At 39.7% G+C, this 26,316-nt stretch carries 27 protein-coding genes and 1 riboswitch; of the genes, 10 read left to right on the top strand and 17 right to left on the bottom strand.

Annotated features, from left to right (window positions below; all coding sequences use genetic code 11):
- Window positions 1-154: 154 nt before the first annotated feature.
- From ACO1D1_RS01845 to ACO1D1_RS01830, 4 genes are read left to right on the top strand one after another with little or no spacing between them, the layout of a single operon-like run.
- On the top strand, window positions 155-1,774 hold the full coding sequence (locus ACO1D1_RS01845) for an amidohydrolase (RefSeq protein ID WP_423334695.1): 1,620 nt from the start codon (window positions 155-157) through the stop codon (window positions 1,772-1,774).
- 5 nt (window positions 1,775-1,779) lie between these two features.
- Window positions 1,780-1,983 (top strand): DUF3311 domain-containing protein, encoded by a 204-nt coding sequence (locus ACO1D1_RS01840; protein ID WP_223820855.1) that lies wholly within the window; start codon window positions 1,780-1,782, stop codon window positions 1,981-1,983.
- A complete protein-coding gene (locus ACO1D1_RS01835) occupies window positions 1,980-3,458 on the top strand; it encodes a sodium:solute symporter family protein (protein ID WP_423334694.1) in 1,479 nt (492 codons plus the stop codon). The genes ACO1D1_RS01840 and ACO1D1_RS01835 overlap by 4 nt, the downstream gene beginning before the upstream one ends.
- Before the next feature lie 17 nt (window positions 3,459-3,475).
- Window positions 3,476-4,702, top strand: coding sequence for a Zn-dependent hydrolase (locus ACO1D1_RS01830; RefSeq protein WP_423334693.1), 1,227 nt, complete (start codon window positions 3,476-3,478; stop codon window positions 4,700-4,702).
- Between the two features lie 197 nt (window positions 4,703-4,899).
- On the opposite strand, the gene ACO1D1_RS01825 is transcribed toward ACO1D1_RS01830, so the two are convergent.
- Window positions 4,900-5,862 (bottom strand): helix-turn-helix transcriptional regulator, encoded by a 963-nt coding sequence (locus tag ACO1D1_RS01825; protein ID WP_423334692.1) that lies wholly within the window; start codon window positions 5,860-5,862, stop codon window positions 4,900-4,902.
- A 110-nt stretch (window positions 5,863-5,972) separates the two neighbouring features.
- On the opposite strand from ACO1D1_RS01825, the gene ACO1D1_RS01820 reads away from it, so the two are divergent.
- Both ACO1D1_RS01820 and ACO1D1_RS01815 read left to right on the top strand, forming a co-directional pair.
- Window positions 5,973-6,452: a GyrI-like domain-containing protein gene (locus tag ACO1D1_RS01820; protein ID WP_423334691.1), complete on the top strand. Its 480-nt coding sequence runs from the start codon at window positions 5,973-5,975 to the stop codon at window positions 6,450-6,452.
- A gap of 22 nt (window positions 6,453-6,474) precedes the next feature.
- A complete protein-coding gene (locus ACO1D1_RS01815; RefSeq protein WP_149872498.1) occupies window positions 6,475-6,942 on the top strand; it encodes a phage tail protein in 468 nt (155 codons plus the stop codon).
- Between the two features lie 113 nt (window positions 6,943-7,055).
- Here ACO1D1_RS01815 and ACO1D1_RS01810 read toward each other — a convergent pair whose 3' ends face one another.
- Window positions 7,056-7,934, bottom strand: coding sequence for a LysR family transcriptional regulator (locus ACO1D1_RS01810; RefSeq protein ID WP_149872499.1), 879 nt, complete (start codon window positions 7,932-7,934; stop codon window positions 7,056-7,058).
- A gap of 494 nt (window positions 7,935-8,428) precedes the next feature.
- Entirely contained in the window at window positions 8,429-8,821 is a 393-nt protein-coding gene (locus ACO1D1_RS01805; protein ID WP_423334690.1) for a nuclear transport factor 2 family protein, read from the bottom strand.
- A gap of 81 nt (window positions 8,822-8,902) precedes the next feature.
- On the opposite strand from ACO1D1_RS01805, the gene ACO1D1_RS01800 reads away from it, so the two are divergent.
- The gene (locus ACO1D1_RS01800) at window positions 8,903-9,241 is read left to right on the top strand and encodes a DsrE family protein (protein ID WP_423334689.1); all 339 of its coding nucleotides are present in this window, start codon (window positions 8,903-8,905) and stop codon (window positions 9,239-9,241) included.
- A 170-nt stretch (window positions 9,242-9,411) separates the two neighbouring features.
- On the opposite strand, the gene ACO1D1_RS01795 is transcribed toward ACO1D1_RS01800, so the two are convergent.
- Both ACO1D1_RS01795 and ACO1D1_RS01790 read right to left on the bottom strand, forming a co-directional pair.
- A complete protein-coding gene (locus ACO1D1_RS01795) occupies window positions 9,412-10,323 on the bottom strand; it encodes an HD-GYP domain-containing protein (protein WP_149872501.1) in 912 nt (303 codons plus the stop codon).
- Between the two features lie 86 nt (window positions 10,324-10,409).
- Window positions 10,410-11,099: a hypothetical protein gene (locus ACO1D1_RS01790; RefSeq protein ID WP_423334688.1), complete on the bottom strand. Its 690-nt coding sequence runs from the start codon at window positions 11,097-11,099 to the stop codon at window positions 10,410-10,412.
- 74 nt (window positions 11,100-11,173) lie between these two features.
- Window positions 11,174-11,261, bottom strand: a riboswitch (cyclic di-GMP riboswitch).
- A gap of 301 nt (window positions 11,262-11,562) precedes the next feature.
- On the opposite strand from ACO1D1_RS01790, the gene ACO1D1_RS01785 reads away from it, so the two are divergent.
- Window positions 11,563-12,789: an NAD(P)/FAD-dependent oxidoreductase gene (locus ACO1D1_RS01785; RefSeq protein ID WP_423334687.1), complete on the top strand. Its 1,227-nt coding sequence runs from the start codon at window positions 11,563-11,565 to the stop codon at window positions 12,787-12,789.
- A gap of 150 nt (window positions 12,790-12,939) precedes the next feature.
- Here ACO1D1_RS01785 and ACO1D1_RS01780 read toward each other — a convergent pair whose 3' ends face one another.
- The 3 genes from ACO1D1_RS01780 to ACO1D1_RS01770 all read right to left on the bottom strand — a co-directional run bounded on the left by ACO1D1_RS01780 (window position 12,940) and on the right by ACO1D1_RS01770 (window position 15,090).
- Complete coding sequence (locus ACO1D1_RS01780; RefSeq protein ID WP_423334686.1) at window positions 12,940-13,704, bottom strand: ABC transporter permease; 765 nt, start codon at window positions 13,702-13,704, stop codon at window positions 12,940-12,942.
- Between the two features lie 8 nt (window positions 13,705-13,712).
- Complete coding sequence (locus ACO1D1_RS01775; protein WP_423334685.1) at window positions 13,713-14,684, bottom strand: ATP-binding cassette domain-containing protein; 972 nt, start codon at window positions 14,682-14,684, stop codon at window positions 13,713-13,715.
- A gap of 208 nt (window positions 14,685-14,892) precedes the next feature.
- A complete protein-coding gene (locus tag ACO1D1_RS01770) occupies window positions 14,893-15,090 on the bottom strand; it encodes a DUF378 domain-containing protein (RefSeq protein WP_423334684.1) in 198 nt (65 codons plus the stop codon).
- Between the two features lie 198 nt (window positions 15,091-15,288).
- On the opposite strand from ACO1D1_RS01770, the gene ACO1D1_RS01765 reads away from it, so the two are divergent.
- Together ACO1D1_RS01765 and ACO1D1_RS01760 are read left to right on the top strand one after the other, a co-directional pair.
- On the top strand, window positions 15,289-16,164 hold the full coding sequence (locus tag ACO1D1_RS01765) for a MerR family transcriptional regulator (protein ID WP_423334683.1): 876 nt from the start codon (window positions 15,289-15,291) through the stop codon (window positions 16,162-16,164).
- A gap of 503 nt (window positions 16,165-16,667) precedes the next feature.
- Complete coding sequence (locus ACO1D1_RS01760) at window positions 16,668-17,144, top strand: PAS domain-containing protein (RefSeq protein WP_149872504.1); 477 nt, start codon at window positions 16,668-16,670, stop codon at window positions 17,142-17,144.
- Between the two features lie 1,142 nt (window positions 17,145-18,286).
- Here ACO1D1_RS01760 and ACO1D1_RS01755 read toward each other — a convergent pair.
- From ACO1D1_RS01755 to yycF, 9 genes are all read right to left on the bottom strand, one after another.
- Entirely contained in the window at window positions 18,287-18,418 is a 132-nt protein-coding gene (locus ACO1D1_RS01755; RefSeq protein ID WP_423334682.1) for a hypothetical protein, read from the bottom strand.
- 40 nt (window positions 18,419-18,458) lie between these two features.
- Complete coding sequence (gene rlmH / locus ACO1D1_RS01750; protein WP_149872508.1) at window positions 18,459-18,938, bottom strand: 23S rRNA (pseudouridine(1915)-N(3))-methyltransferase RlmH; 480 nt, start codon at window positions 18,936-18,938, stop codon at window positions 18,459-18,461.
- Window positions 18,939-19,038: 100 nt separating this feature from the next.
- Window positions 19,039-19,197: a CxxH/CxxC protein gene (locus tag ACO1D1_RS01745; RefSeq protein ID WP_149872509.1), complete on the bottom strand. Its 159-nt coding sequence runs from the start codon at window positions 19,195-19,197 to the stop codon at window positions 19,039-19,041.
- A 144-nt stretch (window positions 19,198-19,341) separates the two neighbouring features.
- Window positions 19,342-20,568, bottom strand: coding sequence for a S1C family serine protease (locus tag ACO1D1_RS01740; protein ID WP_149872882.1), 1,227 nt, complete (start codon window positions 20,566-20,568; stop codon window positions 19,342-19,344).
- A gap of 186 nt (window positions 20,569-20,754) precedes the next feature.
- Window positions 20,755-21,549 (bottom strand): MBL fold metallo-hydrolase, encoded by a 795-nt coding sequence (locus ACO1D1_RS01735; RefSeq protein WP_149872510.1) that lies wholly within the window; start codon window positions 21,547-21,549, stop codon window positions 20,755-20,757.
- A 6-nt stretch (window positions 21,550-21,555) separates the two neighbouring features.
- Window positions 21,556-22,353 (bottom strand): two-component system regulatory protein YycI, encoded by a 798-nt coding sequence (locus tag ACO1D1_RS01730; protein WP_423334681.1) that lies wholly within the window; start codon window positions 22,351-22,353, stop codon window positions 21,556-21,558.
- Window positions 22,340-23,662: a YycH family regulatory protein gene (locus tag ACO1D1_RS01725; RefSeq protein WP_149872512.1), complete on the bottom strand. Its 1,323-nt coding sequence runs from the start codon at window positions 23,660-23,662 to the stop codon at window positions 22,340-22,342. Before ACO1D1_RS01725 ends, ACO1D1_RS01730 begins: the two co-directional genes overlap by 14 nt.
- The gene (walK, locus tag ACO1D1_RS01720; RefSeq protein ID WP_149872883.1) at window positions 23,659-25,485 is read right to left on the bottom strand and encodes a cell wall metabolism sensor histidine kinase WalK; all 1,827 of its coding nucleotides are present in this window, start codon (window positions 25,483-25,485) and stop codon (window positions 23,659-23,661) included. The genes ACO1D1_RS01725 and walK overlap by 4 nt, the downstream gene beginning before the upstream one ends.
- Before the next feature lie 8 nt (window positions 25,486-25,493).
- The gene (yycF, locus tag ACO1D1_RS01715; protein WP_149872513.1) at window positions 25,494-26,204 is read right to left on the bottom strand and encodes a response regulator YycF; all 711 of its coding nucleotides are present in this window, start codon (window positions 26,202-26,204) and stop codon (window positions 25,494-25,496) included.
- Window positions 26,205-26,316: the final 112 nt, after the last annotated feature.

Raw genomic sequence — 26,316 nt, 5'->3', positions numbered from 1 at the left:
TGACCCACCCCCTAAATATTTTCTTTATACTGAATAATATAACATATTGTAAAACAGCACATAGAACTACTTTACATTCTGTTCATTTCGAGCAGCTAAAAAACTATGTTATATTTTTTATGTATTCTAAAAATTGTTGCAAAGGAGTGTACCGATGAATCAAACAGCTCTAGTAAATGGCGAAATCATTTCAGTAAATAGTAGAAACGAAGTCTTTGAAGCATGTTTGATAGAAGACAACAAGATTGCCGCAGTAGGCACAACGGAGGAAATCAGAAAGCGCATCTCCTCCACCACAAAAGTCATTGATTTGCACGGGAGATCTGTTTTACCTGGTCTGATTGATGCGCATATGCATCTTTTTTTATATGGCAATACGTTAATGCACCTCAATTGTAAAGAACCCGCTATACATTCCATTCAAGAGTTATTGGAGAAATTAGCTTCCATTGTTCAACAGACAAATGCCGGACAAATCATCCGCGTATTTGGATTCAATGAATTAATGGTAGAGGAACAACGATATCCCACCATCCAGGAGCTTGATCACCTGACAGAAGAACATCCGATTGTCATTACACGTACCTGCGGGCATATCGGCGTGGTGAATTCAGCTGCCTTAAAATTAGCTAGAATCGATGCCACAACACCCGATCCACAAGGCGGAACGATCGAAAAAGACAGCAGCGGCAACTTTACAGGCCGCCTCATCGAGAATGCCCTTTTTCAATTTAATCAATATGCAGCCTATAGCGAGGAAGAATTATTTAAAGCGCTCACAAAGGCGCAAGAACAATTATTTGCAAACGGCATCACAAGTGTCCACGATGCAGGGGGATTCGATGAAAACAGCTTCAGAATCATGCAGCAGGCTTCCTATAAAAAGCAATTAAAGGTCAGGACTTATGCCATGATTGGCAGTCTAACTGATTGCGAAACCTTTACGAAAAACATGTTAAAGGCCGGGGTCATGACCCATACGGGCAATGACTTTTTCAAAATCGGACCTGCCAAGCTATTCACGGATGGCAGCAGCACAGGGCCGACCATTGCGACGCGCGAGCCTTACACAAGCGATTCGGACAATTACGGTTACTTAATGTATACAGAAGAAGAACTGTATTCTATTTTTTCAAAAGCACATCAAAACGGCTATCAACTTACCGTGCATGCCCAAGGCGATAAGGCGATTGAGCAATATTTAGGCGTAATCGAACGTTTATTGCATGAACACCCGTTCGATGACCATCGCCATCGTGTTGAGCATTTGGGCATATGTCCCCCGGACTTACAAGAAAAGGCTAAAGCGCTTAACGTTATTCCGGTTCTCAATCCATCATTCCCGTATGAATTCGGCGAAAGCTATATTCGCAATTATGGTGAGCGAACCCAATATATGTATGCGGCAAGGGACTTACTGAACCAAGGCATCATCACCGCCGCCGGCTCAGATGCGCCTATCACAACCGTTAATCCATTCGTAGGCATTTACACAGCCGTTGCCCGCTTAACCAGACAAAACACAGCTTTTGGACAAGAGCAAACCGTATCACTAATGGATGCCATTCGTATGTACACGTATAACGCGGCCTACGCAAGCTTCGATGAAACGATAAAAGGCAGCATTGAAGCAGGGAAATTGGCTGATTTAGTGATTGTAAATACTTCCCTATTAAACTGTCCAATCGAAAAAATTACCGAAGTAAAGGTGGATGCAACCATACTAGATGGTGAAATAGTTTTTGAAAAAATTGCTGATAGGATTGGAGTGTGAAGCAGGTGAGAAAGTATGCGCAATTATTACTGATTATTCCTTTCATAGGAATGGGTGCCCTTCTGCCGCTGGCAAATCGGATTGAACCGTATGTTTTAGGATTACCCTTTTTACTATTTTGGATTGTATTATGGATGATTCTATCATCGGTGGTTCTGTTAATTGTCTATAAATTGGATCCTGCAAATAAAGGAAGTGAAGTGCAATGAACAGCGCCTTAGTCATCATCTTTTTCGTTGCTGTTGTCGCTTTATACTTAGGAATTCGCGCAACCCGCGGCAAAGAAATGAATGTCAATGAATTCGCAGTCGGAAATAAAGGCTTCGGCACACTATTCATATTCCTGCTCATTGCCGGCGAAGTGTACACCACGTTCACCTTTTTAGGCGGCAGCGGATGGGCCTATTCAAAAGGTGCGGCAGCTTACTATGTTCCAGCCTATATTTGCTTGGCATATGTGCTTTCCTATTGGATCGTCCCGAAAATCTGGCGTTTTGCCAAAAAGCATGACGTCATTTCACAGCCTCAATACTTTATGAAAAATTATAACAGCAAAGCGCTGGGTGTCGTTGTCGCTTTCATCGGTTTAATCGCGCTCATACCCTATATCGTCATCCAATTAAAAGGATTGGGAATTATCGTATCGGAATCTTCCTACGGAACTATTTCCCCATTGCTGGCTTCAACAATCGGTGCCATCATCGTGACGATTTATGTGACGGTCTCCGGCATCCATGGATCTGCTTGGAATGCCGTATTAAAGGATATCATGATTTTATTTGTGATTGTATTCTTAGGAATCTATATTCCTTATCACTATTTTGGCGGCATCAAGCCATTATTCGAAGCCATTCAAACCGTTAAACCGGAAGCGTTAACATTTGCATCTGAAGGTTTAAGCCAGTCATGGTTTATTTCGACCATCATTTTAAATGCATTTGGTTTTTACCTATTGCCACAGTCGTTTAGTGTAGTACTATCAGCAAAAAGTGAACGCTCATTAAAGAAAAATGCGATCACGCTGCCGTTGTATACCGTTTTAATTTTATTTGCCTTCTTCATTGGATTTGCAGCCATTATTCAAGTACCTGGATTAGAAGGCGCTGCCGGCGACCTTTCACTGTTGCGGCTCACAATGAAAACCTTCGATCCTTGGTTTGTGGGAATTGTTGGCGGGGCAGGCTTACTTACAGCGTTAGTGCCGGTATCCGTTATGGTTATGTCCGGAGCAGTCGGGTTAATGACAGGCTTTTACAAGTTAATCAAGCCCAACTCAAGCGACCGCCAGCAACTAACCGTATCTAAAATATTTGTTTTGTTCATTATTTTAACGGCTTATATTTTCAGTATTATTGGCGGGGACGCATTGGCCATTCTAAACATCATGTCATATGGATTAATCACACAACTAGTGCCTGCGCTGATTTTTGGATTTTTTGATACAAAGTTTATGAACGCATACGGGGCGATGGCCGGGATTGTAACAGGGGTATCCATCGTATTAGTAAATGCCGTCACTTCATTTAAATTAATTGATATCTTCCCAACTATTCCAAGTGCCTTGAACGACATCAACATTGGTTTCGTAGCCATTGCCGTTAATATTTTCATTGGAGTGCTTGTAAGTTTAATAACAAACATAACGGCAGCAAGAGCAAGCTCTAAGATAGAATTGGTCAAATAAGTAAAGGAGGTCTCCCTGTGAAAAAATGTAATGCGAACCGGCTTGAAAAATTAATTGATTTATTTAGTTTGTTTGGTAAAACAGAAAACAACGGAGTAACCAGGCTTTCATTATCTGCTGAAGATCTCGCAGCTCGGAAGAAATTTCAAACATTATGCGAAGAAATAGGAATGACTGTAACCTGCGACGACATGGGAAATATGTATGCAACATTACCGGGAAAGAAGGACTTGCCTCCTATCGTTATGGGCTCTCATTTGGACTCTGTCATCAAAGGCGGACGCTTCGATGGTGTGCTTGGTGCCCTAACGGCTTTAGAGACAGTCTATACGATAATAGATGAAAAAATCGAGTTAGACTACCCAATTACCATTGTCAATTTTACAAACGAAGAAGGCGCCAGGTTCGAGCCATCCCTTATGTCTTCCGGCGTGTTATCCGGAAAATTTGATAAAACAAAAATGCTCGCTTCAACAGACAAGAACGGCATTACATTTGCTCAAGCCTTAAATGAAAGCGGTTTCGAGGGATCCGCGGCAAATCGTTTAAAAGAAGCAAGCGCTTATATCGAACTGCATATTGAACAAGGACCTGTACTGGAACGGAAAAACGTGGATATTGGCGTTGTAGCAGGCGTACTGGGAATGGTTTGCTACGAAATCTCCGTCTATGGGGAATCCAATCATGCAGGCACAACACCGATTAGCATGCGCAAAGACCCCATGTTCACGGCAGCCAATATGATTGTCAATATGCAAAATCAATTACAGCAACTCGATGCGGATCTTGTTTACACAATCGGAAGGATCAACGCCTATCCAAATATTCATACCGTTATTCCTTTAGAAGTAACCTTTACTTTAGAAGCGAGACATCAGGACCCTGAGGTCATTGCAGAAGTAAGCCGAATAGTGGAAGGACTGCCGCGCAGTTCTAACGGCTGTTCGGTCAAATCGACCCTTCTCTGGGACCGGGATACAGTTGACTTTAATGAAGATGTCGTTAGTGCGGTCGGAGCCGCTTGCAAAGAGTTGGGCTATAAAGAAAATCGAATGTACAGCGGTGCCGGACATGACGCCCAATTCATCGCCTCTTATATCCCAACTGCGATGATTTTTGTCCCAAGTGTAAATGGCTACAGCCATCGTGAAGATGAACTCACTTCATATGCAGACTGTGCGAAAGGCGCCGACGTTTTGCTTAACACTGTGTTAAAATTATGCCGTGAAAAAGTGAATAGATAGTTTTTTTAAAGCTAAGCAGTTTAACAAGATGATCTCTGTATCGGGATCATCTTTTTTAATCCCGTTCATTTGGCATTAACCCTAAATTGCGCCACAAAGTGTCTAAGTGTCTAGCTAGCTAACTAGGAGTACCTACACTATTTTCTAGTCGTTTACAAAGGCCATGTACTTATTATTTGGGTTTTAACTGGCACTGCTTATGGGCAGAATATGGATAATCTCTCTTGTAAACCTTTTAAGACTTCTTCTGGCATTTCCCTGACTTTGATATCGTTCCCTAGGAAAAGCAGCCAATTTATTATTTCGGTCAATTCTTCTGAATGATGAACATTAATAAAAGTTTTTAGTATGGCTGTGGTTTGGTACGGATTCGTATAGGATATGGAAAATTTTAAAGGATGGTATTTTTTGAACTGGGCAATCGCCTTTGGACCAAGTTCAAGGACAAGGTTGATTACTTCTCCCTGCTTACTTAATTTTTCTACCATCTTTTTCTTACTTACTCTTTTTTTCGTTGGGTACGGTTTAACATTAGCGAGATTGTCGACAGGAACAATCCGCCTCTTTTCATCCTTTAAGTCAAAGCCTTCCATCAGCCAAAGTCCTTTTTCATGAAAAAGGTGCAAGAGATAAATGGGATAAGTCTTTATTCCCTTCTCTTCTTTGATGGTAATTAATAAATAACGATCCAAAAGCAGGATTTGGATGAGTTTTTCTACCATAGGATGGGGCAGGTCTGATAAATCAAGCAGGTCGGGATTATGGGGGTTGGTCCCTTCAAAAAGCAAGATTTGATTTAAAAGAACGAGGGTCTCTTGCTGGTTTTCTGAGAGGAGGCCAAGTAATTTTTCAGCTAAAGACTGACGACTCTTTAGATAAGGGAGTTGTTGATTTCTTGTGGCCATAAAGGCAATAAAAAGGGCCTTAATCTCATTATCGGTAAAGCGGACAGTGGGCAGGACAGAGTTGTTCATGACAAAATACCCCCCATCCCTGCCAACTTCAGCAACAAGCGGCATCCCCATGGCTTCAATCTCTCTGATATCTCGAATAGCGGTCGAACGAGAGATGTTAAATTCTTGCATGATTTCAGATATGGTAAAGTGGGCGCGGTTGTTGATATACCGCATGATGATATTTATCCGTTCAACTTTTTTCATCGGGGCCTCCTAAACAGTATCACTTTTTGACACAATTTAAAGATATTATAAACCCATCAAGTGAAAAGACAAATCATTTGAATCATTTAAAAAAAAGGCAGGTTTTTAACATGGAAATTTATACCCTTGAAGAAAAAGACAGCTTTACCGTTTTAGGTATTGGAACTGAGCTTAAGAGCCATTACACAGACTTTGCAGGCATAACCAAGGAAAAGGCAGACTTTTGGTCGGCAATCAAACAAGATGGAAGGCTTGACACGTTAAAATCTCTTGCCGCAAATGACTACATTTTCGTCGTGAATGAAGCGGTGAATAACAAGATGATGCATTATGCCGGCGTTATGACAGAGGAATCGCTGCCGGAAGCAGACAGGGTGATCCAATTTCCTAAGGGAGAATACCTCGTTGTTAAAGGGGAAGCGAATTCGGCTGAAGAATTAAGTAATATGGTTACTGGCATTGCCTTTGGCCAAGTATTGCCAGAAGCAAAGAGTTTTGCCTATGTTGGCGGGCCTAATACAGCGGTTATTATGGGGCAGCGAAACGGCTTAGTTTTTGGTGAAATGTGGATTCCTGTTGTCAGGAAATAAAGTGATACAAGGAGGGCTGGAATTGTCCTATATCGTTGATTTTAAAAATGTGTCTACAGTTGGTTTAGAATCTTCACCTGTAGCCGAGGCGCTTGCTGGTTTACGTGCCAATGAAGCCCGTTACTTTATGAACAAATACAAGCATGAATTTACGGTTGTACCAGCTAGTGAGTCCGGGGAGACCCTTGATTATGTGAACAGAATTTTGAAAGAAGAACGTGATATTGAGTTTGCGGCTAAACCTTTAGAAACCTCACGTTTTCAAGTGGAAAATATCAAAATAGCTTATGTCTTTTATGAGGATGGTCTTTCGGTCAACGTCATGTATACGGTGGATGACCCTAAGCCGAAGCGGGCCGTTGGATTTAAGCTTTCTGAGGGGATGGAGGTACCAAAGGAGTTAGAAGGAAAGTTTAAGTTTGCCAGGCAGAAGTCTAAACTAGCTGGAACCATTCGGGGCTCGTATTTTGTCATTAAAGGAGAATATTAAAGTAAGCAAGGGTTTTAGACCTACAAATAATAAAACAGCACCTCTCCATCAAATTAGAGGGTGCTGTTACTTTTTCGCAAAAAAATTTCCTGCCTTCCCTATTTTTCAAGGTGCTACTGTAACCCCAATGTTTCAATAAAATTCACAAAGGCCTTCACGACATTCCATTCCATGGATTCCTTATGGTAATACATCCATGTTCTGCGTAAGATAGGTTTTCCATTTTGGTCAGTCAAATCTTGTTTTTCTAATTCTTTTATATCCTTAAGCATTCTGCTGGACATGATCCCATAGCCTAATCCATTTATGACCATTTCCTTACAAGTATCAACCTGGTCCACTTCTATACTGATTAATGGCGGCTGTGTATAGTTTTCGGCCCACCAATTATCAATTAATGAATTTAATAAGTAATCGCCGCTATAGTCAATTCTGGGGAGATTAGGCAAATCCGCCATATCAATCGCTTTCCGCGACGTAACAGACACGGTTTCTTCAAATAATAAATGTTTCTTTAGTCCTTTACCGCTATAGTCGCCTCGAATAAAGCCGATATGAACATCCTTATGGTGGATTAATTGAGTTACATCTTTACTCCAGCCAGTAATCACTTTAAATTCCACATAAGGATATTGGTCTTTAAATAATTTTAATATATGGGGCAGTTCATAATTGGCGAAAAAATTAGATACACCCAATTTCAATGTTCCTGCAACATCATTACCTGCCGTCATACTCATATTCCGGACATGCTCTTTTATATTGTTAAACTGAGTAAGGATATCATCGGCACAATGAACAAGATATTCTCCCTGCGGGGTAAAATGAACCCCTCTGCTTTCTCGGGTTACTATTTTGACACCCCATTCTTCCTGCATGTTCTTTAAACGGTTCGTTAATGCCGGCTGGGTAATAAACAAAAGCCGTGCTGCTTTCGATATGTTCTTCTGACTATAGAGGACCTTCAGTATTTCCCAATCACGGTAATCCACTTTTTACCCCCAAAATATGCCATATAAAAGTTTTTTATATCATATTATATTTTTTTTGCATTTTATTTAATTCCATTATTGCATTATGATTGGTCTGTAGCAATTAATCATTACTTCCTTACATCTTGGATTTGGGATCTCATAAAAACAAGGTTTAACGGGGAATTTTAATAGAAGTTTCTGTCTACAGGACAGAATAAACTTAAAAATAGGAAGAGGAATTTTTATGTGGATTATAACTTGTTATTTAGATTCAAATATTTCTATGTTCGAATTTAAAACGGAACAAGAAGCAAGAGAGACACTCAAAGATATGAAGGGCTTTAACATACTTTCTGAAGTTGTATACTTCAATGACCCTTGTTTTCAGCAGAAATTGGCTTAAGATTCCGTACACTGATACAATTGTAAACATAAAACAAAAGGGCCGATGTATTTTGAACATCGGCTTTTCATTTACTCACTATAAGTTTCCAGAAATGAATTTTTTTAAGTTAAAACATTCCATTCTCGTTTGGGGAATTCTCAGGGATGGGTTGACCCAAATCCCATAATTCAACAATTCGATCAGCATGAAAGCGAAATATATGTACAACTGCTGCTCCATGGTCTTCTGGATTCTGTTTTATATGGGAGTGAACTGCAACAATATCTCCCTCTTCGATTGCATGTTTGACTACAAGTGTCTTGTTTGGTGTCTCCGCTGCATTCTCTTTCATTGCAGCCTTTAAAGAATCAGCATCGCCACGGAAATAGGGATTATGGTGACAAAAGCCTTGGTCTACGTATCTCTCGTATGCCTCATCTATACTTCCCGATGATACGAGTTGCAGGAACGACACGGCATGGTCTTTAAGGCATATCATTGCCTTTGCTTTTTTTTCCATATAAAAATCGTCCTTTCCTTTTAAATGTTACTTTCATTTTATACTATTGTTTAGCATTATTAATTCAGTGAGGTGGAGAAATTGAAAAACAAAGTAATTTTACTTGCTTCAGATCAGCTTGGCAAAGGAGATGCAGACCTAGGTGAAGGAGTATTAGAAACCTTTTTTACTATTCTTAAGCAAAGGGAAGAGCTGCCTGTGGCTGTTTTTTGCATGAACCGCGGCGTATTTACATTAACGGAAAGCTCGCTTGTTTCTCTCCAATTAAAAGAACTGGAAGAAAAGGGGATTGACGTTCTTGCTTGTAAAACATGTGTAGATTTTTATGAGTTAAACGATAAACTTGTAGCCGGGAAAATCAGCGGGATGGCCGACTTTATTGAGTTAGCCTCAAAATATGAAGTAATTACATTATCTTGATTTGGTGGTAAAGTTTTTCCTTAAGGAGTCTGTCAAAACTGCACCTACAATTATTGGGGCAGCTCCAACAATTGAAGTGCAGTTCCATTTAATAATTATTCCCTTTTATACAACAAAAACCTGTTGATTATTTATAGCAGGGAGAATCACTCACATTTACACCAACTGGCTTAGTTGATTCGTCCTTCTTCTCTTAATATTTGTTCAAATGCCGACACCACGTCCATATCATAATGGGATCCAGCGAGTCTTTTAAGTTCATCTATTGCAATCTGTTCTTTAAACGCTTTTCTATACGCCCGATCTTCTGTCATTGCATCGAATGTATCACTCACAGCAATAATTCTTGCTTCTAAAAGGATGTTATCTCCCCTTAATCCATACGGGTAGCCAGTGCCATTTATCCTTTCATGGTGCTGTTCAATAATAGGAGACAGCTCCTTATAATAGGAGTTCTTCACCATTTCTGCGCCATCGACAGGGTGTTTCTTGATTATTTCAAATTCTTCATCTGTTAAACGTCCAGTTTTATTTAATATCTCAATAGGCACATGAATTTTACCAATATCATGAAGCACTGCAGCCACTGTTAAATTCTCTAATTGTTCTTTACTTAGTTTTAATTTTTTTGCTATTTTTACTGAATACTTTGCCACTCGATCACTATGTTTATGGGTATATCTATCTTTTAATTCTACTTGTTTCATAATTTCCATAAGGGAAGATATATCCTTACTTATATGAACAAAGGTTTGTTCCGTAAACACGCATAATAAGGTTACTTTCGAAAGGGTGGTAAAGTGGATTGGATTATTAAGACCTTTTGCAGAAAAGTAATCTTCGGGACCTAGTGTAAACTTTTTATGATCTAGTTCACAAACGACTTGCCCAGATAATAGATAATAAAACTCCAGAGCTTTAGCGTTCTCGCTTGGATAAACATAGAACATTCTACCTTCTTCTATTACTTGGTGGATAATTTCAACTCCATCCCCCCGGGTTAACAAACTAAATACTCCATTATTCTCGAAATCTACCTTTTCGACAAAAGACCCTTTTTTTCCAATCATAAATCCTTTCATGATATCCCCCTTAATACGAATAAAAACGAGCTCAATAAGAACTCGTTTTTATTTTACTATAAATTTTTCAGAAATGTGAAATAATATCAACATCCGACTATTCTAATCGGATCAATCCACACCCACTTATCAGCAAAACGAACTAGCTTCCAGCTGCACTCAGCTTGAACGCCCTTTCCAGCAGCCTTTTTAATCGTTTCATCCGACATTTTAAGTGTTTCTTCATATACACCAGTAATGACCTTATCTAAATCCTTTGTAAAACGTTTCGTTTTTTCATCATATTTCGCTGATTTTTCATTCAGCTTCTGATTCAGCTTGTTGATTTTTTCTTCTAACTTTTGAACGTCTTTATCATCTCCGGACAACAGCTGTCCTGTAGCCTTATTAATTTCCTGATTGATCTCGGTTATTTTACTATTAATTTTGGCTTGTTCATCTTCTAACTTGGCACTAATTTCTGCTAACTTCTTATTTAATTCTTCTTGTTTTTTCACATCATTTTTAGAAGACTCTAAATTAGATAAAGTTTTTTCTCTTTCATTTTTTAACTTTACGACTTGATCTCCTTCTTCGACTTTGCGAATGTCAAGGAGGTAGTCGGCTTGCAATCGATCTGCTCTTCCTACCGCTTCTTCTATCTTTTTATCAATTTCCTTGTTTGCCTTTTCAATTAATTCAATTCCCTTTTGATAATCATCCTCAGCAGCAAAAGCTGGAGAAGCAATTCCTAAAAATACTGCAGCTGATAATAAAATCGCCAATACTTTTTTCATACTCTTGCTTCACACCCCATTTTTCTATTTTAGACGACAAAAAGACCCGAAGGATGAAAAAGGGCCTTTCTTCTTTTCGCAACTGGCTGGCATAGTAGATCCCTACTTTAGCCCCTATAGTTTTGCGTCCGTATCCTTTCAGATAAGTTGCCCTCTGAGTCTATTTTATTATCTACCATCATTATACAGGGTAGAAATACCCAATTCCATGACTGATTTTGTCATATTTTGTATTCTAGCAAAACCTATATTGTTCCACTTCCATTTGTGCCTTTGCCTTCACCAATTCCCCAACTCCCTTTCTATATCTCTTATTATTTATCATTTTTACGCACCCGGGCGGACGTTATGTCAACATAAGGACGGTACTTATTATTTCACCGTGGTCTGAGTAGATTTTTGCATACACAAAATGAGGTTGGAAATAGTAACATTATACTTACTTAATAACTGGGGGATATAGATGAATTTACAATCTGGAACCTATTATTGGCCTTCTACTTTTCCTGATGCTCCATCATACCCGGTATTGGAAGAGGACCTTTCTTGTGATGTATTAATCATCGGAGGCGGGAGCTCGGGGGCACAGTGTGCATATTATCTCTCTAATACTAATTTAGATGTGGTTCTAATTGAAAAATCAACAATTGGCAGCGGCAGTACTAGTACGAATACAGCCCTCCTGCAATATTCCGGTGAAAAAATGTTCACCAATTTGATCAACACCTTTGGGGCAGATTACATCGAAAGGCATTTACAATTATTAAAGGAGGCGATTAATGAAATTGAGGCAGCCTCAAAGAACGTCACCATTGATTGTGAATTCAACAGAAGAGATACTCTCTATTCTGCAAGCTGTGCAGAAGACGTTGAAAGTCTAAAAAAGGAATATGAATTTTTAAAGCAGCATAATTGTGACCTTACTTTTTTAACGAAGGAAGAAATTGAAGCAAAATATCCTTTTAGCAGGGATGCCGCTATTTATTCATATAACGATGCAGAAATCAATCCTTTCAAATACACACATGCACTGTTGGAGTACTCCGCAAAAAAAGGAACCCGAATATATGAACATATGGAAATGAACGGTCATCATTATGATGAAGAACGGGGAAAGATGATTGTTTCTACAAAGAATGGCCATTCTATCCAAGCACGGTATATTATTTTTGCAGCAGGTTATGAAGGAATAGAAATCAAAAAAGAGAAAAAGGCCTCCTTTGTAAGTACATATACGGTAACAACCAATCCAGTCGATGATTTCTCTAAATGGTATAACAGGACACTCATTTGGGAAACCGCACGTCCTTATTTATTTATGCGGACAACTAGAGATAACCGGATTATCATAGGCGGACTTGATGATAATACTTCGTACCCTGAGGATCGCGATAGTAAATTGATTCACAAGAAGAATAAACTGATTGAGGAATTTAATAAAATGTTTCCCACTATTCAAGTACAGCCGGAATATTACTTAGCTGCATTTTATGGGGGCACATTGGACGGCATTCCGATTATCGGCAAATATGAGGCATTTCCAAATAGCTATTTTCTATTTGCCTTCGGTGATAACGGGACGGTTTACAGCCAGTTGCTGTCGAAGCTTATTGTAAAGGAGATTGTTGAAGGGAACTGTCCCGATTTAGCTCTATACTTGCAAGATCGCCCTTTGCTAAACAAGAGTTGATAAACAATGGAGCCGCACGTCTTATGATAGTGGGCTCCATTGTTATTATCCTAAAAAAAGCTGAAAACTGTTTACCGTGTAGGTCATTTCGCCAAACCCCTCCAAAAATCATCCTTGGAGGATGATCAACTTCCATTTCAACTTTAAAATCTACCCTCTGCTCACGGCCTGGCGAGCACTAATAGCAGCAAAACTGATGGTCGCCACACAAAATAAAATAATGACAAGAAAAGCCTTCCAAATATCACTTTCACCCCAGCCATGTATCATGACCGCACGCATGCCTTCAAAGACATAGGTTGTTGGATTGATTAGCGCTGCTACTTTAAGCCAATTTGCTTCAATCAGGTCATAAGGTACAAAGGTCGTGCTCAGAAATAAAAGTGGAAAGAAGATAAAGGTTCCAGCCTGTGCAGCTTGAGCATTTTTCGTACGAAGAGCAAACCCAACGGAATAGCCAGCAAAAGCCAGACCCCATCCCACCGCGAGAAGAAGGACAACAACAACTCCACTGAAACCTGTAACCACTTTTAGCCCCATAATAAATCCAATGAGCATGATAAGAATCGTTTGAACAAGAAGCTGAAGCATCCCAGCAATAATTGGCCCCAAAACAATGGCAAGACGTGATGCCGGTGTCAACAAAAGCCTGGAAAAATAGCCGTTTTCCAAATCTGTGATAAGCGACTGTCCCGCACCTCCTGCCCCTCCGATCGCACCGGAAACAATAGATACAGGCAGAATAAACGCTAAATAACTAGCACCACCAAATGCCGGGAGTTTTGAAATCCCACTTAGTCCAGCTTGATAAACCAATAAGAAAAAGAGACTAATCACCATATTTGGAATGAAGGCAAAAGGATTCCGAATCGTATTCACTAAACTCCTTTTCGTAAATAGCCAGGTATGCTGCACAAATATCTTTATGCAAAAGACTCCTCTCTCTTTAATTTTTCTGATTGAATGGAATGACCTGTCAAATTTAAAAACACATCATCTAAAGAAGGAGGCGATACGTTCAAGCTAATGGGGGTGATTAACTCTTGATCTAATAGACGAATCATTTCCGGCAGCTTGGCTGTCGCTTTCTCTACAAACAACCGAAGATTTGCCCCTGATTGTTTCACATCATCTGCTAAAGGTTCGAGTATAACTGACGCACGCATTGCCTCTTCTTCTTTTGTGAAGGCTAAATCAATGACATCTTTCCCAATGGATGCTTTTAAGTTCTCTTGAGTACCAGATGCAACAATTTTTCCCTCGTTGATAATCGAAATACGATCAGCCAATTCATCCGCTTCCTCAAGATATTGAGTTGTCAAAAAAATAGTCGTGCCTTTTTCTTTATTGAGAAAACGGATTTCTTCCCAGATCAGTTTTCGATTATATGGATCAAGTCCTGTCGTAGGTTCATCTAAAAATAAGACCTTTGGATGCTGGACAAGAGTTAATGCTAAGTCTAGACGTCTCCGCATCCCGCCTGAATACTTTCCACATTTTCGATGAGCATCTTCTGTTAATCCCACAAGCTCCAATAATTCGTCGGCTCTCTTCCTCGCCATGCTCGAGGGGAAACCGAATAATTTCCCCTGCAACTCCAAAAGCTCTCTCCCCGTTAACTGCGGATCAATTCCCGTTTCTTGCAGGGCAACTCCAATTACACGCCGTATTTGTTCAGGCTCATTTATGACATCAAAGCCCGCAATTTCAGCTTTGCCCGATGTGGGTTTTAATAGGGTGGTGATCATTTGTATAGTAGTGGATTTACCGGCGCCATTTGGCCCAAGAAAAGAAAAAAACTCACCCTCTGCAACATCGAATGAGACCCCTTTTACGGCTTGCACATTTCCCTTAAAGGTTTTAACCAGATTCTCCACCTGAATTATTGGTTTCATACTAATCACTCCCCAAGTTACATAATGATAAATCTTTTATTAAAAGGCTTTATAATAAATTTTTGTGTAACTTATTTATTTATTTATATATACCGGTTAGTCAATTTATAATAATAAATAAAATTTTTAAAAATAATTACCAGAGTATTAACAATTACTCAAGGTAAAAAAAATAGCTGCAAACATGGCAGCTACTAAATCATTCATTCTATTTTGAAACAGCAGATAAGAGCTTTAAACTGTAGATAGCTGCAAGGCCAACAAGGATATAGACGACTCTTGCCATAATACTGTCCATCCCGCCGAAAATGCCTCCAACAAGATCCCATTTAAACAGGCCCACTAATAACCAGTTTAATCCACCAACAATAATCAATACTAAAGCAATCAGATTTAACGTTTTCATCAAAAATACCCTCCTTTAACTTTTGTATAACTTCTTAAAAATATTATACAAATACTATACAAAGTTAGCAAGTGTTTTTTTAATTTTTTAATAATTCCACTGTTGATCTCACTATTTCATTCAATTCACCACATCCTGTCCCCCTTGAATCCCGCGAAGGTTTTGTATAAAATATGTATAGATAAAGTGAGGTGAAGGATGATGTACAGTATTAAAAAGGTGTCTGAATTACTCGACATTCCAACTGTAACGATACGAGCCTGGGAAAATAGGTACCATGTAGTTAATCCCGTGCGAACGGAAGGCGGGCACCGCTTATACAGCAATGAGGATATAGGAATTTTAAAATGGTTAAAAGAACAAACAACAAAAAATCATATGAAAATTAGTGAGGCTGTTCAACTTTTAAATCAGTCAACACACCAGGCTATTGAATCCACACCCGTTAGCAAATCTTATGAGGAAATAAAAGCCGCTTTGTATAAGGCGCTCATTAAAATTAATACTCAAGAAGCAAACAACATCATCGAATTAGCTTTTTCTTTGTTTGAATACGAGGATGTCTTTCATCACATTTTAGCAGAAATACTTTATCAAATTGGTGATGACTGGGAAAATGGAAAGATTACTGTTGCTCAAGAACACTTTGCCTCTCAATTCGTCATTAACCGGTTTGCTCAGTTTTTAAGAATTCTACCCGTAAACACGTCGCTGCCCAAAATATTAGCCTTTTGTCCTGAAGGAGAAGACCACCATATTGGACTGATGCTATTTAGTCTATTTCTACGAAAAAAAGGAAATGAAGTGATTTATTTAGGACCGAATACACCATTTGATGGTTTATTGGAAATAATTAGGCTCAAGAAAATCCCCATAATTTCCATTTCAATTACCAATCCCGCTCCTTTGGTAAGGATAGAAAAATGGATCCAAGCCTGTTTAGAATCGAATACCCATTTGAAGTTTGTCATCGGTGGTAAAGGTGTTCTTGGAAGTCAGCGATCAGATACACCGTCCGTTTCATATTTGACTGATTTAAATTGGGAATCATTGTATGAATCAAAATTCCACTAAAATAATATTAAGGTGATTATTATAAGGCATTTCATAAAACACATTATCCTGGTTAGCAGATAGTTGAGATAGACAACAAACAAAAGCAGCACATAAATAATTGTGCTGCTCTTGTTATTCTAATGATTTTTAAATCTATTCTTAACCTAAACCCCAACCTTGGCTAAAACCTCATTTACTTATGATAAGGTTCACATCATCTACTTAACTAGCAGTTTAGTTAGTCCTTTCAGTCCCCTAAATTAAAAGTAATGATCAAAAACAACTTTTGTGATATAAATCACAATTCACTATCATTATTACTGCTATTATTATTACTGAGGTTAGATAATAATCTGCTAAGAGTAGAGAATTTTTCCTCACTACTATTTATACTATTACTTTTCATAAGGCTGTGTTATAGAATATTGTTGATTTATACTCCCTGTTGGCTGGAGCGGAAATCAACAGACATGTGTAATACAGCCTTTCATAAAGAGAGCTTGCATAAAGGAGTGTTATAAATGTCTGAAAATAAACTGTCAGAATTAATTAGTCCTGAAGCTATCATTAATTTTGAAACTGGTGCAATTAAAGCGAGCACTTTGGATTCAATTATCAATCTTTTACCATTTGAAATGGGTTTTTGCGATGCTAACGATATTTTCCGCTGGTATTCAAATAATCCAAACCGTGTCCATGGGCGTCGTAACGAAGCAATTGGTCGCCACGTGCTTGAACTTCACCCAAAAGTGGCTCATCATGTTGAAAAATTGTTGAATGATTTCCGTTCAGGAGCACGCGACGAATGGGAATTTTGGTTTCCAAAACGCACTGGTGAAACTGGCCAAATTTATCAAAAATTCATGGCAGTACGTGATAAAAACGGAAAATATCTTGGATGCATGGATGTGACTGTTAATATCGACCTTTTCCAAGGAAAAGAAGGTAAACATACCCCTGAAACTATTGACGAATTTCTAGCTGTTAAGCCTAAGTAAAACAATTTTTCTATTGGAGAAGCTACTAAAAAACACACTGAATCCCCAAATTCAGTGTGTTTTTCTTTATTTATAGAGGTTTTGGTGGTTACCTATGTAAAACAATAGATGAATTTACATGCAAGAAAACATTTGAAGGAAATCTCCAACTTTTGCCTCTATTTATGATACGGTTCACCGCATCAAAGTTAAATGAAGGGCACGAAGAATTAGCCAAACAATTGCTATCCTTGCACCAAACTAAAAATCCATTTTCACAGGTACCTCACTACCAATATGAGGAGCTGGTAAAGAAAATTTATTGTAAGTTTTGTTATTCCTTTTCGGTTTCCTTACAAAACCATTTTTTTGTTTGCAAAAAGTGTAAAGGGCATGAAACGACCGAAGATGCCATTTTGCGGAATGTGAAGGAATTTCAGCTACTATTCCTGAACGGAGGATTACGACTACAACTATTTATGAGTGGTGCAACGTCAATTTAACAAAAAGGACATTTTGCAGGGTATTAAAGAAAAACTTTACCGCGATTGGAAAAACAAGTGATTGCTATTATATATAAATTTTATATTGAGGGAAGATCGATATTTCTTCGGAGGTAATCTCTTCCTTTTCCGAACTTGACTCGGCTTCGGACACCGCCTTGCTTTTTATGCTCATCCTTGTCCGAGGTCAGCTCATCTTCGGACACCGCCTTGCTTTTTATGCTCTTCCTTGTCCGAAGTCAGCTCATCTTCGGACACCGCCTTGCTTTTTATGCTCTTCCTTGTCCGAAGTCAGCTCATCTTCGGACACCGCCTTGCTTATTATGCTCTTCCTTGTCCGAGGTCAGCTCATCTTCGGACACATCCTTGCTTATTATGCTCTTCCTTGTCCGAACTTTGCCGTGCTTCGGACACTATCTTCGTTTTTGTGCTCTTCCTTGTCCGAAGTCAGCTCATCTTCGGACACCGCCTTACTTTTTATGCTCTTCCTTGTCCGAACTTAGCCGTGCTTCGGACACTATCTTAGTTTTTGTGCTCTTCCTTGTCCGAAGTCAGCTCATCTTCGGACACCGCCTTGCTTTTTATGCTCTTCCTTGTCCGAACTTTGCCGTGCTTCGGACACTATCTTCGTTTTTGTGCTCTTCCTTGTCCGAAGTCAGCTCATCTTCGGACACCGCCTTGCTTTTTATGCTCTTCCTTGTCCGAGGTCAGCTCATCTTCGGACACACTTTCTCTTTTTCTCCCTTCCTTGTCCGAAGCTCCCACAGCTTCGGACACTATCTTTGTTTTCATGCTCTTCCTTGTCCGAACTTGAACAATAATAAAGCTGCTTCTATTTATGATACGGTTCACCGCGATTAATCCGAAATGCCCGATATATCTGTTCCACCAATATCAGTCTCATCAGCTGGTGGGGGAAGGTCATCCGTGAAAAAGACAGCTGCTCGTTTGATCGCCGTATTACTTCATCACTCAACCCCAACGATCCGCCAATAACAAAAGCAATTTTGCTTTTTCCATATGTCGCTAACTTATCTAATGAATCCGCTAATTCCTCGGATGATCCTAGCTTTCCTTGAATCGCTAAGGCAATTACATATGTATCTTGGCTTATCTTTGCAAGAATTCGTTCGCCTTCTTTTTGCTTCACCTGCAGCATTTCCAGTTCACTTAATTCTTCAGGCGCCTTTTCATCTGCCACTTCAATGACATCCACTTTTGCATAGGCGGATAATCTTTTTAAATACTCCTCAATGCCTTGTTTAAGATATTTTTCTTTTAACTTGCCAACCGATATGATCGAGATATTCACAATCCACAGCCCTTTTCATTTGATTACAAACAGCTTACAAACAACTTATCCACAGAAGTTATCCACATATACACATTTTTTATCCACATCTTGTATGGAATCATTTGTTCGCCACCATATATACAGCCTGTTTTTCGCAATATTCACATCCTGTTGATGACTTATCCACAGGTATTTGTGATAATACTGGATATGTTTGAAATTGATCCACAATATCATCTAAGGCAATTTCTATATGTTCTTCACAGCTATAAATCATTTATCTTCACCTTCCCGAACTTGATTGTCTACATTATTTTTTACGTATAAATCGCCAATCATACTTATGACCTCATTCATAATACCATAAGAAAAGGCAGGAAAGTGAACCACACATTCACTTTCCTGCCCGCCCTAAAACATCTTATTGTAATTTTTCTCCGGTTAATGTTAAGGTTGTTTCCTTGAGCTTCCCGCCGCGATAAAATTTAATCGTCATTTTCTCGCCAATTTTCTTTTTCTGATACAAATGTTTTCGTAAGTCAATGACATCATTGATTTTTTGCCCATCCATTTCAACAATGACATCGAGCTCCTGTAATCCTGCCTGTGATGCTGGTGAATTTGACACCACTTGACGAAGTGCCACACCGTAAGTCACATCACGAGGAAGCTTCAATGCTTCTTCTTGGTAATACGCAGGTATTTCCGCTACCGATTTTAAATCCACTCCCATATACGGGCGTTTCACGGTGCCGAATTTTTCAAGGTCATCGATAATCGGCTTGGCCGAATTAATCGGAATGGATAGACCAATTCCTTCAACCGCATTTTGGGCGATTTTCATGGAGTTAATCCCGATCACTTGACCGGCCATGTTGATTAACGCTCCACCGCTGTTACCTGGGTTAATTGCTGCGTCCGTTTGCAATACCTCTGATTGCCAGTCAACAATGCCATTCTGATCAATATCAACCGGAATGGTCCGCTTCAGCCCTGAGATAATTCCCTGTGTAACTGATCCAGAAAAGGTGGCTCCGAGTGGATTCCCGATCGCTATCACCGGCTCTCCCATTTTTAAACTATCGGAATTTCCGAATTCAGCCACTTTCTTTACTTTGCTTGCATCGATTTCAAGCACCGCTAAATCCGTCCAAATATCACTGCCTAGAAGCTTAGCTGGGATTTTGGTCCCATCAGACATCGTTACTTCCAGCTTTGAAGCGCCTTCGACAACATGGTGGTTGGTTACAACAAAAGCTTTATCGCCGGCCTTTTTATAAATTACACCCGATCCTGTCCCGGAGGGCTCTTCCTCATCGACATTATCCGACCAAAAGCTAGACGACTGAATGTTGTTGATACCTACAACCGCCTCACCTGATTTATCAAAGGCTTTTGTGATGTTCGTATTGACATCATATGAGACCTGCTGTTGAATGACATTTGGCTGTGTTGTATTGTTTGTTTCTTGTGCCGTATTTGGATTAATTGTATAAGGCAGAACACCTTGCTTTGACAAGGTTGGAATGGAAAAGACCACTAACATGGCGCCAATTATTGCACCAACTAAGCTGGCGAAAAAATAACCGCCTCTTTTTCCTTTTTGTCCCCGATAACGCTCCTGTGGATGCTCATCATAATAACCCATTAACACCATTCCTCTCATTCGAAAAGGTTGCTATTTTTTATTTTGGCTTATACTAACAATTATACTCATTCATCCTTAAATTACTAAAAAGTTGCATGACTTTAAAGAAAACTTCTCAATTTGTTCATAGTTTTTTCATAAAAAAAATGAAGTGCCTTCAAAAAAGGACAACTTCATTAAAAAATTCTATACAGCTGTTAGATTGGTTGGGGTTTTTGGATCTGTGTCATAGAGGTCGAACTGCTCGCCGACAATGAGTCCGCGGCTCTCTAACGTTTGTGATACCGCCATCTTTGCTAAGTCCTTCATGTTATTATCCATGCTCAAATGGGCAAGGTAAATCCGCTTCGTATTGTCCCCAACTACATCGCTCATTGCAAATGCCGCATCCTCATTGGAGACATGGCCGACATCACTTAAAATTCTTCGTTTGATGTTCCAAGGGTATCTGCCCATCCGCAGCATTTGCACATCATGGTTTGATTCAAAAATATACACATCGGCATTAGAGATGGTCCCTTTCATTCGGTCGCTCACGTAGCCTGTGTCGGTAATCAGAACAATCTTTTTCCCGCCCTGATGGAACACATAAAACATGGGTTCCGCAGCATCATGCGAGACACCGAATGATTCTATATCAACCGAACCAAAACTCTTTACCGTTTCCATGTTAAAAACAAACTTTTGCTCGGTCGGAATCACACCAACTGAACTTTCCATCGCCCGCCATGTTTTTTCATTCGCATAGACGGGTAAATGATATTTACGGGCGAGCACACCAATCCCTTTAATATGATCACTGTGCTCATGCGTGACGAAAATACCGGACAGCTTGCTGATATCACGGTCAATTTGTCCAAAAAGCGACTCCATCTGCTTCCCGCTAAACCCGGCATCCACGAGAAAGGAATGTTCATCGGACTCCACATACAGGGCATTTCCTGTGCTCCCGCTTGCCAGAATGCTATATCGTAACGACATACTGTCTCACTCCACTTTACTATTTTCATCACTATTAAACTGAATAATCTGCCCTTCAAAGGCATTCACAAACAAACTTTCCTTATCATCCACAACAAAGCGCCAGGTTGGAGCTAACACTTGGGAAGCGGCTAAACCAATCAGTGTCGAATAACCAATCTCCACTTTGGTAATTTTACTCTTCGGCTTTAATACACCCTTTTGATGCAAGGTTTCAATCGCTTTTAACGGCCGGAGAATTTCCTCTTTTGCCGTTAATTTTTCAATATCCTCTAAATAAGTTTGCTCATAAGAAACAATTTGATTGTCAGCATTAAACGTAAATGTAATCATTCCCTTTATATTTTGATATAAGGGAAAACTGTCATATTGTTGAAAGTAAGTAATGGTATTTTTTTTATCATTTTTCTCCCAAAACTGATAATGCTCACCATAAAGAATATTTTCTTTAAACAAAGAAGAAAGGTCAGCCGGTTCAAACTTCGTATTTAACTGCAGCGGGTTATCAAGTGTCACCTGCAGCGTTGTACCTGGATCCTTAATTACAGCAGTCTGACCCTTTAGCTTTGCAAGATCGCTCTTGGTAAAGGTTCTCGGTTTTGCACTTAAATATTGATCCTTAATCGGTGCCTTAGGAAGCTCCACATACGTTATTTCATCCGCTTTTAGCTTTTCTTCAAAAGAAGCCTCTGTTATGACTTCATACTTATTGGCATCACGCATTTTCATGAATTGAAATAAGAGGTACACATCAAGGATCAGGAAGGTAATGATAAAAATGGTTTTTATTTTACTCCAATCCATGCTTTAGTCCTCCTAGCTCATCCATCGTAATTTGCCCCCAGTCTTTATCATAACGATAGAACCAGGCGGGCTCTAGAAGAATTAATTTATTCTCCTCCACATCCCTTTCCATGCGATAGCCCAAGATCAATTCTTCAAGCAGCTCTGGCTTAAAGTTCTTTTTATTTTGTAAATACTCCAACACGACATGTCCCGATGGACGCGTAACCTTTTGCATCTCCGTTGTCAGCGGCAGATCTAACGCAATATTCGGCCGAACATACATATTAATTTCATCCCGGCTCCAGACCTCATTAATTTCCGACAGGCCGAGATCGTTAAAAACGGGATAGCCGTCCATACTGTATAAGCGGAAGGTTACAGACCGTTTATATTCACTTTTTGAAACAAACCGGAAGGAGTCTGTCCAACCGCCGTGCTCATTGACAAAATCAATGCTTCTTTTCACTAAATCGTAGGAGCTGTCAATATAATTATCCTCTGCTGTCGGATTCACATAACGAAGGATATTGGTATCATAATTGATATTCATTTTACTTGAATCACTCGTGTACTCTTCTCCCTGAGGCACAAAGCTTTTCTGTACGAAACTTGGATCGTTAAAGAGTGCAGCCCTGAATTCTTCAGAATTCAGCGTGATCGGCAAATATTTATATGTTGTCATTTCTGTTTCGCCCTCTGGCAGAAATAACGTACGTCTATCAGATACCTTATAGGCAAAATACTGCGGGTAACGATTGGCATTTTTATAAAAATCACGATTAAACTCGGTCAAATTAGTTGATGAGATATGACTAATATAGACCTGCTGATTTTCAGAGGAAACAAAATAGACAATCCCGTTTTCCTTATTCAGCCCTTCCACGTTAATAATAATCCGATTGAAGTTAAACGACGGCACCCTTTTTCCTTCAATGTTTAAAACACTTCGATATAATTCAATCGGCACTTCTCCGGGAAAGATTACCTCAACATTCCCGCTGCCATGGAGTAACTCCTCGATATTTTCTACCTTGTCCGTATAATTTTTCACATCAAAAATGGACCACCGACTCATTTCCTTAATTACCTTCTCAAGTTCAGCCGTATTATTCGTTCCATAATGCTGTTCTTTAATATGAAACAAGACTTGGTCCGGTCTAACAATTTTTTGAACCTCTTGCTTTTCACTTACCGTAACCTCGTCAACTATATTGCTATTTTCCAACGTGTCGTAATTGGGCTGGTATGTCCAAAGATTCCATGTTAACAGAATACTAAACAAGACTAATACAGTTAAAATCCACGACTTTATATTTTCGTATCTCATGACCATTCATCCTCTTCAGAACGTTCGTATGGCAGTGAAAAGGAAATCTTCGTTCCTTTTCCTTCCTCACTCGTTGCCCAAATGGCCCCGCCATGAGCATTGACCATCTCCCTCGCAATGGCCAAACCAAGTCCCGTCCCCCCCAGCTTCCGAGCTCTTGCTTTATCAACACGATAAAAGCGGTCAAAAATCTTGCTAATATTCTCTTTTGGAATCCCTACACCTTGGTCGGAGACACTGACGATTATTTGGTCATTATTTTCTTTAACCGAAAAAGTAACTTGGCCGCCTTCTGGAGAATACTTCAAGGCATTAGAGATGATATTGTATAACACCTGCGTCATCTTATCTTCATCAATTTCAACAAAAATCTCTTGTTTCGGCAGTTTTCTTTTAAAGGTTACGTTTTGTTCCTTGGCCATCTCGAATCGGTCGATGATGCGGTGATAGAACTTAACAAAATTCACCCATTCCCGATTCAGCTTGTAATCTGTGCTATCCATTTTCGATAGCTGCAGCAGATCATTGACAAGCCGGATCATTCTTTCTGTTTCTGTCCGAGTCACCTCTAAAAAGTTGGGTGCAATTTCTTTATCCTGCCACGCCCCGTCAGCAAGGGCCTCCAGGTAACTGCGCATCGTGGTTAGCGGCGTCCGTAATTCATGAGAGACATTGGCAACAAACTCTCTTCTTTCCGCTTCAATTTTTTCCTGCTCTGTTATATCATGCAATACGGCAATCAAACCATTGACAAAGCCGGTTTCCTTTTGAATAACGGAGAAGTTCGCTCGTAAAATATAGCGTTCTGCTTTCGTACTATAGTCTAAGATTAATGAATCCTTTTCTTCGAGAAGATCTTCAAAAGTATTGGTATCATCTAAATCTAATAAAGAGACAATCGGCTGAGAAAGAACTGTTTCACGTGAAACATTCAGCATGTCAGCAGCCGGTTCGTTTATTAAAATCACCCGGCCTTTTCGGTCCGTCGCTATTACCCCATCCGTCATATATGACAGGACGGATGATAGCTTTCTTCGTTCCCCTTCCGTCATTGCCTGGGCTTCCTGAAGCTTCTTCGTTAAATGGTTAAAGGTCATCGCTAATGTACCAATTTCATCATGACCGTACACTTTAACCTTCCGCGAAAAATTCCCTTTTGCCATCGCCTGGGCTTGCTTCTTCATATCGGCAATCGGCCGTGTAATGGTTTGAGCTAACAAAATTCCTAAAACAGCCGTGATTGCTAAGGCAATACCTGTGCCGGTTGCAAAAATGCCATTAATCGTTTTCATCTGTTCAAATACACTTTCAATTTTTGCCACTAAATAGATAGCACCGATTACCTTTTTCCCTGACTTAATCGGAGTGGAGAGGACCCAAATCCTGTGACCTGACGGCTTATCAACTTTGATAACACTTTGATCCTCTTCTAACACCATTGATTGTTTCACCTGAAGCAATGTCGTCCTTTGTCCGACTACCCCTTGGTTGCCGCGATTAGAAGTTCCGAGGATTTTTAGCGATCTATTTTCAATCACCCGCACTTCCGAGATATCACCTGCTTCAAAGTCACGCAGAATTTTATTGATATCCTCCTCAAGGGTAGGGTCTTCAGGTGTTCTTTCTTTTTCCATCTCTTCGACAATATTATAGGCGAGTAAATTCACACGTTCCTTCAATGAGGTCTGGAAGTTGGTTCGTAAGGTTTGTTCAAGCTGCTTGACAAAATAGACCCCGATAATTTGCATCGCCACTAAAATTAGGAGGACATAGATGATTACAAATTTTACGTGTATCGAGCGAAAGAAGCCAACTTTTTTCATCAAGTAAACTACTCCTGTTCAGGATTGCGTAAATAATATCCAACCCCGCGGCGGGTGACAATCCATGTTGGATGGCTCGGGCTATCCTCAATTTTTTCACGCAAGCGCCTTACGGTTACATCGACCGTTCGTACATCACCATAATAATCGTAGCCCCACACGGTTTGCAGCAAATGCTCTCTTGTCATCACTTGACCAATATGCTGTGCCAAATAGTAAAGCAGTTCAAATTCACGGTGTGTCAGCTCAATCGTTTCGCCTCGTTTGGACACTACATAGGCATCAGGATGAATGACTAGCGAGCCAATTTCAATCTCATTCGTTTCACTTTCAGCATCCGGCTGAGCGAGAATTTGATTGTGGCGGCGCAAATTTGCCTTAACGCGGGCAATTAATTCCCTTGTGCTAAATGGTTTGGTCACATAATCATCTGCCCCAAGTTCAAGCCCTAATACTTTATCAATTTCAGAATCCTTTGCTGTGAGCATTATAATTGGCATTTCATACTTCTTACGGACTTCGCGGCATACTTCCATCCCGTCTCTCTGTGGAAGCATGATATCTAAAAGAATTAAATCCGGCTGGATTTCTTCTACCAGGCGTAGTGCTTCATTTCCATCGTAGGCGCAGTAGACCACATAACCTTCTTTTTTTAAGTTAAATTGCAAAATATCTGCAATTGGCTTTTCATCATCAACAACAAGAATTTTCTTTTCCATACCATTACTCCTTCTCATTCAAATAGTATATATACAATAAAAAAAGCATCTAGAAGTCATACCCATACTAGTTTACTTTAACATTTTATTCGCTTAAATTCACCTATAAGTA

This window comes from Neobacillus sp. 19, from assembly GCF_049463095.1.
GTDB lineage: Bacteria > Bacillota > Bacilli > Bacillales > Cytobacillaceae > Neobacillus.
This window is presented reverse-complemented; position numbering and strand designations above follow the sequence as displayed.